This is a genomic window from Vibrio sp. D3, from assembly GCF_043995865.1.
Taxonomy (GTDB): Bacteria; Pseudomonadota; Gammaproteobacteria; order Enterobacterales; family Vibrionaceae; genus Vibrio; species Vibrio diabolicus.
In genome coordinates this window covers 207,012-223,598 of sequence record NZ_CP171886.1, presented here as the reverse complement: position 1 = coordinate 223,598, position 16,587 = coordinate 207,012, and the positions used below count along the sequence as shown (strand labels likewise).

At 43.7% G+C, this 16,587-nt stretch carries 16 protein-coding genes; 5 read left to right on the top strand and 11 right to left on the bottom strand.

Annotation, left to right across the window (positions count from 1 at the left end):
• Positions 1-13: 13 nt before the first annotated feature.
• Positions 14-1,006 (bottom strand): Solitary outer membrane autotransporter beta-barrel domain, encoded by a 993-nt coding sequence (locus tag ACHFJ9_RS00955; RefSeq protein WP_256951745.1) that lies wholly within the window; start codon positions 1,004-1,006, stop codon positions 14-16.
• Positions 1,003-1,962: a diguanylate cyclase gene (locus ACHFJ9_RS00950; protein ID WP_012842266.1), complete on the bottom strand. Its 960-nt coding sequence runs from the start codon at positions 1,960-1,962 to the stop codon at positions 1,003-1,005. Before ACHFJ9_RS00950 ends, ACHFJ9_RS00955 begins: the two co-directional genes overlap by 4 nt.
• 273 nt (positions 1,963-2,235) lie before the next feature.
• Here ACHFJ9_RS00950 and ACHFJ9_RS00945 point away from each other — a divergent pair, with 273 nt between their 5' ends.
• A complete protein-coding gene (locus ACHFJ9_RS00945) occupies positions 2,236-2,673 on the top strand; it encodes a DUF3069 domain-containing protein (protein WP_005394495.1) in 438 nt (145 codons plus the stop codon).
• Positions 2,674-2,745: 72 nt separating this feature from the next.
• On the opposite strand, the gene modC is transcribed toward ACHFJ9_RS00945, so the two are convergent.
• The 4 genes from modC to ACHFJ9_RS00925 form a co-directional block, all read right to left on the bottom strand.
• Positions 2,746-3,852: a molybdenum ABC transporter ATP-binding protein ModC gene (modC, locus tag ACHFJ9_RS00940; RefSeq protein ID WP_104970716.1), complete on the bottom strand. Its 1,107-nt coding sequence runs from the start codon at positions 3,850-3,852 to the stop codon at positions 2,746-2,748.
• Entirely contained in the window at positions 3,852-4,538 is a 687-nt protein-coding gene (gene modB, locus ACHFJ9_RS00935) for a molybdate ABC transporter permease subunit (protein ID WP_170891720.1), read from the bottom strand. The genes modC and modB overlap by 1 nt, the downstream gene beginning before the upstream one ends.
• Before the next feature lie 27 nt (positions 4,539-4,565).
• Positions 4,566-5,321, bottom strand: coding sequence for a molybdate ABC transporter substrate-binding protein (gene modA, locus ACHFJ9_RS00930; protein WP_182036284.1), 756 nt, complete (start codon positions 5,319-5,321; stop codon positions 4,566-4,568).
• A gap of 69 nt (positions 5,322-5,390) precedes the next feature.
• Positions 5,391-6,842 (bottom strand): cobyric acid synthase, encoded by a 1,452-nt coding sequence (locus tag ACHFJ9_RS00925; RefSeq protein WP_053808500.1) that lies wholly within the window; start codon positions 6,840-6,842, stop codon positions 5,391-5,393.
• A gap of 155 nt (positions 6,843-6,997) precedes the next feature.
• On the opposite strand from ACHFJ9_RS00925, the gene ACHFJ9_RS00920 reads away from it, so the two are divergent.
• On the top strand, positions 6,998-7,372 hold the full coding sequence (locus tag ACHFJ9_RS00920) for a YgiW/YdeI family stress tolerance OB fold protein (protein ID WP_395354802.1): 375 nt from the start codon (positions 6,998-7,000) through the stop codon (positions 7,370-7,372).
• Positions 7,373-7,525: 153 nt separating this feature from the next.
• Positions 7,526-8,062, top strand: coding sequence for a hypothetical protein (locus tag ACHFJ9_RS00915; RefSeq protein WP_005394515.1), 537 nt, complete (start codon positions 7,526-7,528; stop codon positions 8,060-8,062).
• 113 nt (positions 8,063-8,175) lie between these two features.
• On the opposite strand, the gene ACHFJ9_RS00910 is transcribed toward ACHFJ9_RS00915, so the two are convergent.
• The 3 genes from ACHFJ9_RS00910 to ACHFJ9_RS00900 form a co-directional block, all read right to left on the bottom strand.
• Positions 8,176-8,859 (bottom strand): ATP-dependent zinc protease, encoded by a 684-nt coding sequence (locus ACHFJ9_RS00910; RefSeq protein WP_395354800.1) that lies wholly within the window; start codon positions 8,857-8,859, stop codon positions 8,176-8,178.
• Positions 8,860-8,870: 11 nt separating this feature from the next.
• The gene (locus ACHFJ9_RS00905; RefSeq protein ID WP_395354798.1) at positions 8,871-10,058 is read right to left on the bottom strand and encodes an aromatic amino acid transaminase; all 1,188 of its coding nucleotides are present in this window, start codon (positions 10,056-10,058) and stop codon (positions 8,871-8,873) included.
• A gap of 155 nt (positions 10,059-10,213) precedes the next feature.
• A complete protein-coding gene (locus ACHFJ9_RS00900) occupies positions 10,214-11,071 on the bottom strand; it encodes an AraC family transcriptional regulator (protein WP_053808398.1) in 858 nt (285 codons plus the stop codon).
• A gap of 120 nt (positions 11,072-11,191) precedes the next feature.
• Between ACHFJ9_RS00900 and ACHFJ9_RS00895 the strand changes: the two genes are divergently transcribed.
• Positions 11,192-12,577 (top strand): MATE family efflux transporter, encoded by a 1,386-nt coding sequence (locus tag ACHFJ9_RS00895; protein ID WP_395354795.1) that lies wholly within the window; start codon positions 11,192-11,194, stop codon positions 12,575-12,577.
• 84 nt (positions 12,578-12,661) lie between these two features.
• Here ACHFJ9_RS00895 and nrdG read toward each other — a convergent pair whose 3' ends face one another.
• Together nrdG and nrdD are read right to left on the bottom strand one after the other, a co-directional pair.
• Positions 12,662-13,132: an anaerobic ribonucleoside-triphosphate reductase-activating protein gene (gene nrdG, locus ACHFJ9_RS00890; protein WP_005394529.1), complete on the bottom strand. Its 471-nt coding sequence runs from the start codon at positions 13,130-13,132 to the stop codon at positions 12,662-12,664.
• Between the two features lie 84 nt (positions 13,133-13,216).
• Positions 13,217-15,337, bottom strand: a complete 2,121-nt coding sequence (gene nrdD, locus ACHFJ9_RS00885) for an anaerobic ribonucleoside-triphosphate reductase (protein WP_395354792.1) — start codon at positions 15,335-15,337, stop codon at positions 13,217-13,219.
• Between the two features lie 309 nt (positions 15,338-15,646).
• On the opposite strand from nrdD, the gene ACHFJ9_RS00880 reads away from it, so the two are divergent.
• Positions 15,647-16,564 (top strand): endonuclease/exonuclease/phosphatase family protein, encoded by a 918-nt coding sequence (locus ACHFJ9_RS00880; protein WP_395354790.1) that lies wholly within the window; start codon positions 15,647-15,649, stop codon positions 16,562-16,564.
• The last annotated feature ends 23 nt before the right edge of the window (positions 16,565-16,587 follow it).

Genomic DNA, 16,587 nt, shown 5'->3' with positions numbered 1-16,587 from the left:
GAAAGTTAGCTGACTAATCTTGATTAAAGAACAAGACTAAGCTTCCTCCTTTTAACGCACTGCCATAATTGATCGTTAATCCGATCCCGATATTATCTATCCAATCGGAGTCAAATGGTGGTGTCATTAACCATCCAACACTGGCTTCGTAGTAGTGCACAGTATTCATGGGTTTTCTTGTATCACCACCAATATCAACTCGATTGAAGCTCGAATACACTGACTGCACAGTATCTCCGATGTGGGTAAAATCATAAAACACCTTTATTCCATTGACCCAATACCAGCCTTCCGGATTGCCAATATCACCATTATTTGCTTTACCCCAGCCAGTGCCATAAAAATAGTGAGGAGCCGACCAGAGGTACCATTTCCCCCACGATTCATGCTCTAGGTATTTAAGCTTTGTGTTGACTTCTCCGACAACGGCCCAAGCACTGGTGTTTAGGTATACACCTTCTAGAAATGGTTTTAGGTCATTCAGTGCATTACTACGATAACTATAATCGTTTTGATAGTACATTAAGTGTGAGCCGATTGCGCCACTAAGCGTTAGCTTATCAGTGAGGTGTTTTTCTCCAGCAAACTCAATATATCCGCCCATGACTAACTCTTTACTTTTATCTGGAATCTGTCCTTTTTGGTCTACATACACATCTTGCTCTGTACTTAAGGCATAAACTCGGCCATTTAATAGGTAGTGAGTTTGCATTCCCTCTTGTTCAAACAAATCAAAACTAAATGGTAGCGTTGATACTGCGATCTTCTTTCTGAGATCAACCGAATCTTGAGTACCAATGTCTTCGTTATCTATGTTGAAGTATTCGTTCGGATCGAAATCATGAAATCCTACCGTAAAGACATCGCTATCTGACAGAACGATCCCAATAGCAAAGTTCCTTTCATACTCTTTTTGTATCTGATCTTGAATCGAATTAGCCTTAGAACATAATGAAAAAAGTGACAGTGTAGCTAAGGCATAACTATTGATAACAGATTGTTTCAACTTGCATTTACCACCGTATGTGTATTTCTTCCTAAAGACTTTGAGGTATACAGCGCTCTATCCACCGTCGCATACAAATCAGACTGCTGCTCTTTTCCCGTTGGTTGAAAAACAAAAACACCCTGTGACACTGTCACCCTATTGGACACACTAGAATACTCATGTGGGTAATCCAGAAAGTACATGGCCTCTTGTATACGTTCTGCTTCTCTCTCTGCGGTTTGGGCGTCTGTGCAACCCAGTAACACCACAAACTCTTCTCCGCCATAGCGCCCTACGTATTCGCCAGAGCGACAAAATGTTGCTTTAAGTTGGTTCGCAATGGCTTGCAAGCAACGATCTCCTTCTATATGACCGTAATTATCATTAAACGGTTTGAAAAAATCGACGTCCAATAAAATCAAAGCCATTGGCATGTTGTGACGGCCATGCCATGCAACCATCGATTCTAACTTATGATCGATATAACGACGGTTATAGAGTTTGGTTAAGCCATCTTCATTCGCTTGCTGGGTCAAAAGTTGGTTCACTTTCTCCAATTGAGCTGTCGCTTGTTTAAGCTCTCGTCTCATATGGGCAATACGCTGCATTGCGATAAGCTTAGAGTTCAGTACGAGTTTATCTACGGGTTTAATTAAATAATCATCACCGCCGGCCTCTATGGCTTTTGCAATCATTTCTGGCTCTTCGTGACTGCTCAGGAAAATTATTGGGATCCAATCGGGAAAGGTTTCTCTGATATGAAGAGAGACTTCAAAACCGTTCATATCTGGCATCGATATATCGAGTAATACCAGTTCAGGATCAAAACTCTCGTAGGTGTTTAGTGCTTCTAGCCCACTACCCACCGCTTTTACAATATGTCCAAGTTGCTTAAGACGAATAGCCAACTGCATCCTGTCTAGCTGAACATCGTCAACCAGGAGGATTCGCATTGATGTCCCTGTCGGTTGCATAACGCGTTCCATTTCTTATTTTGTCTTTATTAAACATATACCATACTCATAGAGTTGTTGCATTCGACTCATAATTAAGTGCTATATTTTTGTTTAAATATCACGGAATCAATTGTCTATAACGATTACACTGAGAATTGCCCTACCAAAACATGACCAACGAACGTTAGTTCAACAAACTCACGTGTTCTGGTCATCTTGCGGACACATGGGTATAGCTATTTGATGCATTTGGTATTAATATTCCCGCCTTTTTGTAATGAGAGACACACCATGTCAGAAGCAACTAACAGCGAAAGCAAAAAAATCGATCTAGCAACCATTTCTCCTGAACTACGTAAAGTTATTGAGTTTGACGAAGTTCCAGAGCAAATGTTCGAAATGGTTACCTCTATCCATGAAGTGTCTGAAGAAGCAGTGCGTGAGTCTTGGGACGAAATGCCTGCAAGTGCTCAGAACATTCTAGATAACTTCGAGCAATTTCATGCTCTAGTTTCTGTTGGCCAAGCATTTGCTGGTATCAACGTGATGGAAGAATTCCCTACTCTTAATCTGCCAGAAAACATGACAGATGAAGATAAAGAAGAATACCGCGCTCAATTACTTGATAATGTGCTTCACAACTGCGTGAAAGACATGGTTAAGCAACTTAAGAAAGCACGTCGCGACCCACTTCTTAAACGCGAATTCAAAGAAGTGTTCGCAAAATAACGTTTTTCCGACAAAATAAAGGCCGCGTTTGCGGCCTTTTTTTGATCATTAAGCGTGCGTAGCTTTAAACGATTAATGCGGCGCTAATGCCACGTCTTTTTGCGTGACACTGACACCTTTAATTTGTGCGAATACACTATCACCTGCCTTTAAGTCGAGATCATCAAGCGCCCAAGGTGTTATCGTTGCCCACAAATAACATCCCTCATCTAGCTTTAGCGATACATTAATACTCTGTTTATCATCAGCCGCGTTAAACACCTCGATTGAATCGACCGTCGCAGGCAGGATATTTCGAATAGAAGTCGCCTTAGGTTGCTCTAGCGTAATAGAAACGTCGTTGGCACGCACTTGTAAGCGAATTGGCGTCTCTGGCTCACCATCAATCTTTTGCACCCATAGTGATGCATTAGGTGCAAGGCTGACACAAGTCAGCGCATAACGCTCATGATGTTCAGCAATTCGGCCTTCAAATAAGCTGCTTTGATCCGAGAAAGACTGCCATGGACGCATCGCATGAGAAGCCCACACTTCTTCAAGCTTACCTGAACTCGTAATTTTACCTTGATCGATAATAGCGAGGTGTTGAGCGAGTCTTAAGATCTCCTGCAGGCTATGCGTGACATAGATAATCGGAATATTAACCTTATCCGACAATTCCTCCAGAAATGGCATCACCTCACGTTTTCTCGGCATATCAAGCGACGCAAGTGGTTCATCCATCAAAAGCAAGTTGGGTTTTGATAGTAATGCGCGCGCAATCGCAACACGTTGCTTTTCACCACCAGACAGTGAGATCGGGAAGCGCTTTAGTAACGGTTTGATAGACAAGAGTTCGGTGACGGCATCAAAGTACTCGTCATCTTTTTCTTTAACGCCATACAACAAATTGCCTTGAACCGAATAGTGAGGAAATAAACGTGAATCCTGAAACACGTAACCAATACCGCGCTTGTGTGTTGGTAAGTTGATCCCCTTTTCACTATCAAACAAAACGTGATCACCAATCGCAACATGTCCCTGTTTTGGTGCCACTAATCCGCTGATAATATTAATTAACGTGGTTTTTCCCGCACCAGATCGCCCAAACAAAGCGCTAATTCCGTTACAAGGTAACTCAAGTTTGATATCGAAATCAGTATCACCAAGCATTTGTTTAAATTGAACTTTAATCGTCATTACTTTGCACCCAACCGACTTGCCGCTTTGCGATTTAGCCATTCAGAGATCATTAATGTAGACAAAGCTAGCGCGATAGAAATGATACATAGGCGAGCCGCCTGCATTTCCGCGCCTGGCGTTTCAATAAAGTTATACATTGCCAGTGGAATCGTTTGGGTTTCTCCCGGAATGTTAGAGACGAAACTGATCGTCGCCCCGAATTCACCAAGACTACGAGCAAAGGACAGCATCGTCCCAGTAATAATTCCGGGAATGGTCAGTGGTAACGTAATGGTGAGAAAAGCTTTTAAAGGAGAAGCGCCTAACGTTGACGCGGCATGTTCCAGTTTAGGGTCAACGTTCTCTAAACTTAACCGCACAGACCGAACCATCAAAGGCAAGGCCACCACAATACAAGCGACTACTGCTCCTTTCCAATTAAAGCTAAAGACTAGCCCTACATGTTCATAGAGCCACTTTCCAAGAAACCCTTGCCGCCCAAGAGAAATCAACAACAAATAGCCGATAACCACTGGCGGCAATACCAGTGGTAAATGAATTAAGCTATCGAGAATCGATTTACCGAAGAACGTTTTTCGAGAAAGTAGCCAAGCAAGAAAAACGCCGAGAGGAATGAGCCAAAGTACTGCGTACGCGCCCACTTTGAGGCTTAACATTAAGGCTTGGTATTCCAGTTCTGTCACGCTTCGTTCCTATTATTGAAAGCCGGTTTATTGCTGAAAGCCATATTGAGCAAAAACGCGTGCGGCTTCGTCCGATTTTAGGTACTGGAAGAACTGCTCGGACTCAATAGAATCATTCACAACCGCAGCCGGATAAACAATAGCCGCATGCGTATCACTCGCGAATTCACCAACAATTTTGACTTTGTCGGTTAACTGCGCATCGGTTTTGTAGACCACGCCTAAAGGTGCTTCCCCACGTTCAACCAACGCCAAAGCTAGGCGCACATTCTTTGCTGGTGCGATTTGAGTTTGGATCTCTTTCCATACACCTAGTGTAGTCAGTGATTCTTTCGCGTACATACCAGCAGGCACTGACGTCGGATTGCCTAACGCAAGGCGATTTCCATGCAATGCCTTTTCCCATGCTGTTGCATCAGAGAAGTTAAATGAGGTTAATTCTGAAGACTGAGGCGCAATCAACACTAAGCTATTGCGCACCAAGCTTGTGACATTGTCACGAGAAATAACGTCTTTATCGACCAAATAATCCATCCATTTAGTATTCGCAGAAATGAATATATCCGCTGGTGCGCCGTTGATAATTTGTCGAGCGATAGAAGAAGAACCACCATAAACGGGAGTGATAGAAACGTCATACTTTTCTTCAAAGTTTTGTGCGATTTCGTCGATCGCATTCGTCATCGAAGACGCCGCATACACTTTGAGGTTCGTAGCTGCGTTAGCTGAAAATGAAATGCTTAATATTGCCGCAAGGCAAGCATGCGTTTTCCATGCTTTCATAGAGAAACTCCAATACAAGGCAAGCGAAAGAACTGGTTATTTGGGTTGAAAGTTCAATCAGTTAATGTGCTATTTAAACAAAAAATCAAGGTTCATATGTTGTTCTATCGCATCTGCAATACGATTAATTCCTTGTTCCTTTAACTCTTCAAAGTCTTGTTGTTTGATTTGAGTGCCGTTTACCCACTCTGACACCAGGCTTAAGACATCTGCCTCATCAAAGAACCCGTGAAGGTAGGTTCCCATGATTTGGCCACACTTGCTGATAGCCCCCTCTGCTTCACCAGTACTCAATGTAAGAGGTTGAATGCCCTGCACTTCACTTTGTCCTACGTGGATTTCATACCCCTTTACATTGGCTGTTTTGCCATTAAGAGAAAGCTGTGCTTGTGTATTTGTAAGCTGTTTGCTGTTAGTTAGCGTCGTGGTGATGTCTAGTAAGCCAAGCCCTTCGCTTTGACCCGGCTGGCCTTCGACGCCATTTGGATCATCAATCAAGTTTCCAAGCATCTGGTAGCCACCGCAGATACCAATCACTTTTCCACCAAGACGAATATGACGTAAGATATCTTTATCCCACCCTTGGCTTCTTAGATACTCTAAGTCGTCTCTAACTGATTTGGTCCCAGGCAAAATAACAAGATCGGCTTTATCTATTTTCTCGCCTTTGCCTACATAACGTAGATTGATGTCGGGATTCAATCGCAACACATCAAAATCAGTATGATTACTAATCCGGGTTAAAACAGGCACAACGACATTCAGTTTTACCTCAGAGTGCAACTCTTGCTGCGCGGTGATCGCGTCTTCTGCTTCTAAATTCAAACCATGAAGAAAAGGAAGCACGCCGAGTACAGGTTTGCCTGTTTTTTCTTCTAGCCAGTCGAGGCCCGATTGCAATAAACGAATATCACCTCGAAAACGGTTGATAACAAATCCTTTTACTCGCGCTTGTTCAGATTCAGAAAGTAACGCGAGTGTTCCGTACAAATGTGCAAACACACCACCACGATCAATATCAGCAACAATGATCACCGGAACATCAGCGGCCTCCGCAAAACCCATGTTCGCAATATCGCCTTCTCGTAAATTGATTTCAGCAGGACTCCCTGCGCCCTCGATCATGATCGAATCAAATTCTTGAGTCAGACGAGAGAAGGAATCTAACACCGTGTCCATCGCAACTTTCTTGTAATCATGAAAGCCAGCCGCATCCATATTGGAAATTGCCTTGCCCTGCAAAATGATCTGAGCACCTGTATCACTATTGGGTTTAATCAAAACCGGATTCATGTGCACGGTTGGCTCAATATTACACGCCTGTGCCTGAACTGCCTGAGCTCGACCTATTTCACCGCCATCTTTGGTTACCGCACTATTTAGTGCCATGTTTTGTGGCTTAAATGGGGCAACGTTTATCCCTTTTCTCGCTAATACACGGCATAAACCTGCCACAAGGACACTTTTTCCGGCATCCGAAGTGGTGCCTTGAACCATTAAAGATGGGATCGCTGATTTCATGAACATTTGTAAGGAATAGAGGAAGATGAACAATCATAACGTCATCGTCCCCACTTACTCAAGCAAATGAATAGAATATGAATGTTGAAATCATCATTGGTTCAAACAAGCTCTGTTTTAATGAACCCATCAAAACAAACCGATGAGGATGTAACATGAAAAAGAATACTATTATCGCAACAATCGCCGCCTTAGTTATTGCTCCTTCTATTGCATTCGCGAAAGATGACGCTAAAAACCAATCAAACTTGCAGTTTAATGGTCCTGTCACTGTGGAAAAATTGGACGCCTTGCTAAACGACTCCAATATGTTTACTGAAAAAGATGTAGTCGTTGAAGGTAACTTATTACGTCAAGTTCGCGCGGATAAGTTTGTCTTTAGCGACGGTTCCGGTGAAGTGATGGTGGAATTCGATGACGATATTCAGCTAAACACTCCGATTGATCACACGACTAAAGTCCGTCTGTTTGGTGAATTTGAAGGCGGAAATAAGCCAGAAATTGAAGTCGAGCAACTGGTGATCATGTAAAACAACCCCGATTGCTTTGGATATCAGCATGATGTGGTGACCATTACAGCTAAATGGTGACGGCAAGCACTTAAAATGATAGCTTTATCAATCTTGGTCTGCTTTTTGCAGACCATTTTTTTGTTCATTTTAATCATCTTGCCCGGAGACACCATGCTAGGTAAAGCTCTAAAGGTTGCAGCCTTTGGTTTGTGCGCTGTTTTGCCACTTTCCGCACATGCAAATAATTTCAACTACAACACGATGGAATTTCGCATGGGCACTAGCCCTGGTACATTTGGTGGCGAGTTCAATACCTACTTTACGGAAAACACCCACTTCATTGCTCGCGCAGACAGTGAATTCAGCGGAGACTGGGACATTGCTGGTGGTATTGGCTTTAACGGCCCAGCAGGCCAATTTGCAGATATTTATGGCCAAATGTTAGTACACAACATTAAAGAAAACGGCAGTGATAAAGTGGGTGACGAGTGGCGCACTGAGGTGAATATTGGTACTCGTATTTGGTTCATGCAAAATGTTGAGTTACATGCCCGTATCGGTCAAATAATGGATAACGACGATTCCAATACCGTTTATAATTTTGGCGCAAGATTCCACTCTACTCAGCAACTATCACTTGGCGCGGATTTCAAAAATAATGGTGTCTATGGCCAACAAATTGTGATGTCTGCTCGTTTTGCATTTTAATTAAGTAACTAAGCAGTTGCATTAATAAGTGTGTGATTCAATAAAAATGGCCTCCGGTTTCGGAGGCCATTTTTGTTAAGTACCGATTGTTAGCAGGAACTAGTAACAAGGCTTTAATTTTTGCCGGATTTTTTAGGTTTATCTTGGACATACTTTTTCGATACATCCACAACGGCGATATCTCTAAAAAAGCTTCGACCAAGTAAAATTGGAAACTTCATATGCCCACGCTCAGCTAACGTAAACTCTGTCTTTTCTTTGTGGTCACCGACGGTAATATACGCTTTTACTACCGCTCGTTTATCCACCTCTTCTGACGATGACTGCTTGATTTTAGCCCAGCGCTCTACAGGTACTTTAAACTCTTTAGTTTCTTTATCGCCCAAGTCGATCTTAAACTGAACCCAATCTTTACCATCACGCTCAAACGGAACAATGTCTGTCGCGCTAATTGATGATGTTGTCGCCCCTGTATCAACCCTAGCTTTGAAGGTTTGATCAATTTCAGGAACGTAAACCCACTCTTCAGAACCAAGAATCAACATGCCGTCTGGTGTCTTTGTCACTTTGGCTGGTTTTGTCGGTTTTGGCTCGGGCTTTTTCTCAGGCTTTACTTCAGGCTTAGGCTCCTCTTCAGGCGTTGGATCGACCTCTGGTTTCACTTCTGGCTCTACTTTGACAGGTTCTTCGACCTTCGGCGACTCAGGCTCAGCAGGTTCCGGCGTCGTTTGAGTTGACGTACAAGCAATTAAACTGCCGCTCATCATAAGCGGCAGAATCAGTTTCCAGTTTTTCATCCACACTCCAATTAAGCTTGAGATACTTTCTTAATTGCGTCCGCTACGTATGGAATATGAGTTTCGGTAAGTCCAGCGATGTTAATTCGACCATCGCCGACACCATAAATGCCATAATCTTCACGCAGTTGCGCCATTTGGTTTTCACTAAAGCCTAGCACAGTAAACATGCCTTTGTGACCCTCAATGAAGTCAAATTGATCGGTATTATGGTTGTTTCTCAATTCGTTACACAAACTTTGACGAAGACTAACCAAACGATGTTGCATTTCACTCAACTCTTGCTTCCAAACGGAAGTCAGGTTGTCATCTTGAAGAATCGTCTTAACCAAAGCAGCTCCATGATCGGGTGGCATCGTGTAAGTAGAACGCGCTAACGTAAGTAGCTTGCCTTTTGCGTTGGCCACGTCTTGCATGTTCTTACCAACGACAATCGCCGCACCTGTGCGCTCGCGATATAGGCCAAAGTTCTTCGAACATGACGTCGTTATTAACATCTCTTCAACTTTATCTGCCATGAAGCGAAGCCCTTTTGCGTCTTCCTCTAGGCCATCACCAAAGCCTTGGTAGGCAATATCAACAAATGGGGTGAAACCGTTCTTCTGTGACAATTCCGTAATGGCTTGCCAAGCAGAAAAATCGATATCTGCGCCTGTTGGGTTGTGACAGCAACCATGCAGCAATACAACATCGGAAGGCCCTGCTTTCGCAAGATCATCCATCATTTTTGCTGTGTCTACTTGTTTCGTTTCTGGAGAAAAGTAATGGTAGAACTTAACTTTAAGACCTGCCGCTTCCATCACTGGTTTATGGTTTACGTAGCTAGGGTTTGAAATCCAAACCGTCGTATCTGGCTGTGCGACCTTCATCAGGTCACCTAACATACGCAGCGCACCACTTGCACCTGGTGTTTGAATGGCAGCAACACGATCCATTGCTGACGTTCCCGTCAGTAACAAATCGATCATGCTTTTATTAAATTCTTCGCAACCCGCAAGACCAACGTAAGATTTGGTTTTTTGAGTTTCAACAACGACATCCTGCGCCATTTGAATGGCTTTCATGATCGGCGTTTCGCCTGCGCTGTTCTTATAGACGCCAATGCCAAGGTCAACCTTGTTTGGACGGTCATCGTTACGGTATGCAACGGATAGAGATAAAATAGGATCTAATACGGGAGTTGGGAGATTAGAAAACATGAAAGTCATAACCCTTTGAAATTCAAGTACCGAACCTCACGTTAACACCATCGCAAAAAATGGCGAAATGATTTTTCACTTATTTCATCAATTAGAGAACAAAATTCTGGGTTACGATAAGTTTTGTGCGCTCTATCGGTTATAAAAAGAACGATTCACTCCTCAATATACCAATCCACTCTTCCGTTTTTCCTAAATTCTCTTGGCGTCATGCTCGACCACGCTTTAAAACGTGTACTAAAGTTGGCACTAGTTGGATATCCGACTATCTCTCCAATATGTTGAATCGGCCATTCTGTTGAACGAAGTAACCTAGCAGCGTATTCCATGCGCATACGTGTTAAATGTGCCATCGGGCTTCGACCGAACTGCTTTTGAGTCAGACGGTGCAAATGTGGCTCCGAACATGGATATAAAGCTGCCACTTGCTCGACACTCCAATCCTTATGGAGCTGACGCTGGACAAGATCGAATACGCGCCGAAGCCTCAATTGGCTGCGTGATATCGACTCTGAGGGCGGCATGTTTAACATCAGCTCTAACTGAGCCACGCTATGTGCACCAACCGCACCACCATAATCAATAGGAAGATTAATACTGCGTAACAACGTTTGGATACACGCATACATCACCTCAGGTGCAGATGTGAGCTGGTAACTAATATTACTCTCTATCATTGGCCATGCTCTATCAGGAGTAAGAAAAAGCCATGCGATCTGCCAGGGTTCCTCTTCCATACCAAAACCGTTTTCAACACCTGCAGGCACCGTGATCAACGAGCCAGGCTCCAAATCATATCGACACGCCCCACTTTCTAACCAACCTTTACCGCGCACGGTGTAAAGCAGCATGTGTTTTTTTTGGTTTTTACGATAAACAGAGAAGAAGTCACGACAGGTTGCAATTCCGCACTGCACAATGCCTCTCTCCTCCAATGCCAGTACTCGACTGTGATCAATAAACTCTTGATAGGTTTTTTCTGAAATCGCGTAGCGTTCTTGTTTATCTTCCATGATTTATTGGCTCACATATACACTAGTGGAGAGTTTTACAAAGGTTTTGGATGCCTTTGAAAAATACACCGCCAAATCATAGGGATAAACTACTCGCATTAATCTTTAAGGAGAAATGCGATGCTCTTAACACGCGAATACATCGATAAAGCATTTTGGCAAAAGCTGATTGCGATTGGCCTTCCTGTTTCACTTCAATCCATGCTTTTTGCGTTACTCGGCGTCGTGGATATTTTCATGGTGAGCCAACTCGGTGAATCCGCCACTGCAGCCGTTGGAGTCGGAAATCGCATTTTTTTCTTTAACCTTGCAGTCATTTTCGGTCTTTGCGGTGCAGTAACAGTGCTGGCTTCTCAATATTACGGTTCAGGGAACCTGGCAGGAATCCGCAGAACATTGGCGCAATCTTGGTTTATTTCCATTTTAGTGACGCTGCCGTTTATTGTTCTTTATGCGATTTTTGATAAAGAGATCGTCTCTTTCATGTCAGACGATCCTGAATACGTCACTTATGCACGTGATTATCTTATGGTTACGGGCTTTAGTCTTATTGCAACGGCGATAGTGGTACCTATTGAAGCGGTATTGCGCTCCGTAGGCCAAACCAAACTGGCAACCAACGTTAGTATCTCCGCGATTGTCGTGAACGTCGTGCTTAATTATGTTTTGATTTTCGGTTTATTCGGCTTCCCTCAATGGGGCGTATTTGGTGCAGCCGTTGGCAGCTTTGTTTCTCGATTTTTCCAAACGGCAGTGTTGATTTACTTTTTCTGTAAACGCTACGCATACCTTATTCCGACCAAGTTCGATTGGGTGCAAGGCCGTTTAAAGCAGTATCGTCAAAAATACTTTAAGGTTTCTCTACCCATGTTGGTCCACGATGCGCTCTGGACTGGTGGGCTGATCGTTTACAGCATCATCTATGGTCAATTGGGCGTTTCAGAACTTGCGATCATCTCATTCTTATCACCAATTGAAGGTGTACTGATTTCAACCTTTATGGGGTTTGCGGTCGCAGCATCCGTTCTTCTTGGTAATGATATTGGCGCAAAACATTATGACCGGGTCGAGAAAACGGCATGGTGGTATGTGTTAACCAGCGCAATCTTAGCCACCTTACTGTTTTTCCTTGTGTGGTTGAGCTCGCCTTTAATTCATCATCTATTGGTACTAAGCCCATTAACCGATGCAGAAATGGCACTTAACGTATGCTTAGTCATGGCGCTGGGTATGATTTTGAGAGTGTTTAACATGGTAGGGATTGGCGGCGTACTAAAGAGTGGCGCAGATATTCGCTACAGCATTTTTATTGATACGTTCGGTCAGTGGGCTATTGGTATTCCCCTTACCTATTACACTGGTATGGTACTCGGGTTGCCTTTGCATTTTGTCTTGATGTCTTTGCTAGCTGAAGAATTTGTGAAAGGCGTACTGACGACTTATCGTATCCAATCTAAACGTTGGATAAACAATATGGTCGAAGATGACCAAACAGTGACAGCGTAACTGAAAATACACTGACGAACTCACACCAAAAGGGCTCACACGTTATGCACGTGTGAGCCCTTTTTATGTTTGGAGAATACTTGATTAAATATCCGTAAAGCGATGAATGATTTGGTTTGAACTGCCACGCCATTCGAGATTGAGATCTTTCTTGTCTTGTTCAAACTTACCATCAATCAAAACGTCGATGTATTGCACCACTTCTCTTTGCGCGTCATCCAGTTCAGCCAGCGTATAGCCTGTCCAAACCCAGATGTCTTTACCGGGACACTCTTCTCTCACCCTTTTCACGATCTTTAAAATATGAGGCACATTAGCAGGATGAAGCGGATCTCCGCCCGACAACGACAAACCGCGACGTTTAATGCGCGTGTCATTCAAGTCATTGATGATTTTGTCTTCCGCTTCTTGCGTGAACAACACTCCCGAATCCAATCGTTGCGTCGACTGGTTATAACAGCCACGACACTGATGTACGCACCCCGACACAAACAATGTGCAGCGCGTACCCGGTCCGTTAACAACGTCAATTGGATAATATTGGTGGTAGTTCATAATGCGTCTCTTTGTTATCGCGAAAAAGAAAATCAACCTAAAGCAGGTTGATTTTCAAAGTGTTGAATCGAGTGGTCATTAACCTTATAGGTGTTTCACTCGACGTTTAACTTCTTCTTGTTTGCCGAAGTTAAACGGACGTGCGTCTGGGCTGCCCAAGTAGCCACATACGCGACGTGTCACCGATACTTTGGTTGAATCGTGGTTGCCACAACTCGGGCAAGTAAAGCCTTTGCTTGTACATTCAAACTCGCCGGTGTAACCACATTCGTAACACTCATCAATCGGAGTGTTGGTTCCGTAGTAAGGAACGCGGGTGTAACTGTAGTCCCACACGTTTTCTAGCGCTTCTACGTTACGTTGCATGTTCGGGAATTCACCGTAACAGATGAAGCCACCGCTTGAGATTTCTGGGTAAGGCATCTCGAAGTCGATCTTGTCGTAAGGGTTAACCTTCTTCTCAACATCCAAGTGGAAGCTGTTGGTGTAGTAACCTTTGTCTGTTACGCCTTCAATCAAACCAAACTCTTTGGTGTCGATGCGGCAGAAACGACTACATAGGTTTTCACTTGGTGTTGCGTACAAGCTAAAGCCATAGCCAGTTTCGTCAGCCCATTGATTCACCGCATCTTTTAGATATTTGATGATCGCGACCGCTTTTTCACGCAATACGGCATCATCGTAAACGTGCACTTCAGTACCAAACAACGCGTTGATAGTTTCATGCACGCCAATGTAGCCTAGAGAAATTGACGCACGGCCGTTTTTGAAGATTTCTGCAATCGAATCGTCCGCTTTCAAGCGCACACCACATGCACCTTCCATATATAGAATTGGTGCAACGCGCGCTTTTACGTTCTCTAGACGAGAAATACGCGTTTCCAGTGCTTTACGAGCAAGACGTAGACGATCATCGAGCAGTTCATAGAACTTCTCTTCGCTGCCTTTTGCGCGAAGTGCGATACGTGGCAAGTTCAAGCTAACTACACCAAGGTTGTTACGACCTTCATGGATAAGTTCGCCATCCTCTTCGTAAGTGCCTAGGAAGCTACGACAGCCCATAGGTGTTTTGAATGAACCCGTTACTTCCACGACTTTGTCGTAGTTAAGGATGTCTGGGTACATACGTTTTGAAGCACACTCAAGTGCAAGCTTCTTAATGTCGTAGTTAGGATCTTCTGCCTTGTGGTTTAGACCGTCTTTAATACCGAACACCAATTTAGGGAATACGGCGGTTTTACGGTTTTTGCCAAGACCAGCGATACGGTTTTTCAAAATCGATTGCTGAATAAGACGAGACGCCCAGCTTGTACCAAGACCAAAACCAAACGTAACGAATGGCGTTTGACCGTTTGCCGTGTGCAGTGTGTTTACTTCGTACTCTAGCGATTGGAATGCGTCGTAACACTCTTTCTCGGTGCGCGCTTTAGCGAACTCTTCTGGCTCGGCAATGTTCCACTCTTTCGCGATCTCTAGATGTTTCTCGTAGCTTGTCATAACGTACGGAGCAAGCACTTCGTCGATACGGTTGATTGTCGTACCGCCATAAATATGGCTAGCTACTTGAGCAATAATTTGCGCCGTTACGGCAGTCGCAGTTGAAATCGATTTAGGCGTGTCGATTTCTGCATTACCCATTTTGAAGCCGTGCGTTAGCATGCCTTTCAAATCGATAAGCATACAGTTAAACATCGGGAAGAAAGGCGCGTAATCCAGATCGTGGTAGTGAATGTCACCCACTTCGTGTGCTTGAACCACATCACGAGGCAGGATGTGCGTTTTCGCGTAGTGCTTCGCCACGATACCCGCTAGAAGGTCACGCTGAGTTGGGATAACTTTGCCGTCTTTGTTCGCGTTTTCGTTGATCAAATCAAGGTTACTTTCTTCAATCAAACCCTCGATTTCACGAGTTAGTGCACTTTGCTTTTCACGCGCGATGTCGCGGTCATGGCGATATTCAATGTAAGAACGTGCTAGGGCTTTGTAAGGACCTTGCATGAGTTCATTCTCGACTAAGTCTTGAATCTCATGGATGTGAACTTCATCGTGATCTTTTAGCTGTAACTCGACAGCAAGAGCGACATTAAGAGCATAAATGGCGACATCTTTATCTTTGTTTTCCGCTGCCGCTTCAACTGCTGCTTGGATACGATCCCTGTTGAACGGAGCTCTTGAGCCGTCACGCTTGATTACGATTGGTTTCACTTTCTTCTCCTTACCCCAGCATACTCACAGAGTTATCCACAAACACACTATATGGGGTTATTTTTTATTCTGCTAACACAATATATTGTGGCGTATTTAACGAAAAGCACTACTTGAAAACATTGATTTTGATCAATAAAGATCGGCTAGCGGACAAGAACAAATCGATCTTATTGGTACTGATCTCAGTTGCGAAGAAAACCATGAAAATTGCAAAATTGGTACGAAATCTACTTGCTTTTTTTAGAGCGCTTATAGGATAAAGGTTGGAAAGGAATACGCTAAAATCCAGGAGTGAAACAAACCAATATGCGATCACTATTTGTTACTGCCTTATTAATTTTTAGTTCAACGTCACTTGCTCAAAACTCCATCAACTTAACCAGTTGGAATATAGAATGGCTGTCTATAGATGGAGGTAAGGTTTCGAGAACCAGTGACGATTTCGTCAAACTCAACCAATATGTGGATAAAACTCAAGCCGACATCATCGCCTTTCAGGAGGTCGACTCCAAAGCCGCGGTTCAAAAAGCCGTAGGCGATGGCTACGCGATTTACCTCTCTGATCGAGCTCAATCAAACAATAAGCACCTTCAGTTTTCTGATACCAATCAGTACACCGGTTTTGCTGTGCGCAAAGACATTGAAGTGTCTGACCCAGCAGACTTCGCGATCACGCGTGGTAATAGCAAGTTGCGCTTTGCCAGCTACATCGTCGTTAACCCAAACCAAAAGGACGAGCTTCACCTGCTCTCTGTGCATTTAAAAGCTGGATGCAGCGGAGCATACAAAAACAACCGCAATTGCCAAACACTGAGCCAACAAGGAGAAGCACTTGCTAAGTGGATGAGCGAGAGAGAAAAGAAAAAAGAGCAGTACGCCGTAATGGGCGATTTCAATCACAACTTGTCGTATCAACGTGATTGGCTGTGGGCGATCATGACTCTTGGTAACGATGCACAATTGGTAACGCGAGATACCAAAGCGGATTGCAAGGTTCGCTCAAATAAGAACCCAAGAAAAACACACCAATTCCGCTCTTTGATTGATCACATTATTGTTAGCCCGCAAATAAAAGCGAAAAACGCACATCAAACGCTGTTCAGCTCACAAGATGTTTTGGATTACAAACTGAGCGACCATTGTCCTGTAAACGCAACGGTAACGCTTAACCGAACGAACAAAATAGCCCAGCATCATGCTGGGCTGTTTTATGTTCTTTGTTAGATAGACGTTTAACTAGTTAACAA

Bases quoted from the DNA above. Each gene is read 5' to 3' on its own strand.
- ACHFJ9_RS00950 (WP_012842266.1), bottom strand. From the start codon at position 1,962: ATGCAACCGACAGGGACATCAATGCGAATCCTCCTGGTTGACGATGTT.
- ACHFJ9_RS00945 (WP_005394495.1), top strand. From the start codon at position 2,236: ATGTCAGAAGCAACTAACAGCGAAAGCAAAAAAATCGATCTAGCAACC.
- modC (WP_104970716.1), bottom strand. From the start codon at position 3,852: ATGACGATTAAAGTTCAATTTAAACAAATGCTTGGTGATACTGATTTC.
- modA (WP_182036284.1), bottom strand. From the start codon at position 5,321: ATGAAAGCATGGAAAACGCATGCTTGCCTTGCGGCAATATTAAGCATT.
- ACHFJ9_RS00925 (WP_053808500.1), bottom strand. From the start codon at position 6,842: ATGAAATCAGCGATCCCATCTTTAATGGTTCAAGGCACCACTTCGGAT.
- ACHFJ9_RS00920 (WP_395354802.1), top strand. From the start codon at position 6,998: ATGAAAAAGAATACTATTATCGCAACAATCGCCGCCTTAGTTATTGCT.
- ACHFJ9_RS00915 (WP_005394515.1), top strand. From the start codon at position 7,526: ATGCTAGGTAAAGCTCTAAAGGTTGCAGCCTTTGGTTTGTGCGCTGTT.
- ACHFJ9_RS00910 (WP_395354800.1), bottom strand. From the start codon at position 8,859: ATGAAAAACTGGAAACTGATTCTGCCGCTTATGATGAGCGGCAGTTTA.
- ACHFJ9_RS00905 (WP_395354798.1), bottom strand. From the start codon at position 10,058: ATGTTTTCTAATCTCCCAACTCCCGTATTAGATCCTATTTTATCTCTA.
- ACHFJ9_RS00900 (WP_053808398.1), bottom strand. From the start codon at position 11,071: ATGGAAGATAAACAAGAACGCTACGCGATTTCAGAAAAAACCTATCAA.
- ACHFJ9_RS00895 (WP_395354795.1), top strand. From the start codon at position 11,192: ATGCTCTTAACACGCGAATACATCGATAAAGCATTTTGGCAAAAGCTG.
- nrdG (WP_005394529.1), bottom strand. From the start codon at position 13,132: ATGAACTACCACCAATATTATCCAATTGACGTTGTTAACGGACCGGGT.
- ACHFJ9_RS00880 (WP_395354790.1), top strand. From the start codon at position 15,647: ATGCGATCACTATTTGTTACTGCCTTATTAATTTTTAGTTCAACGTCA.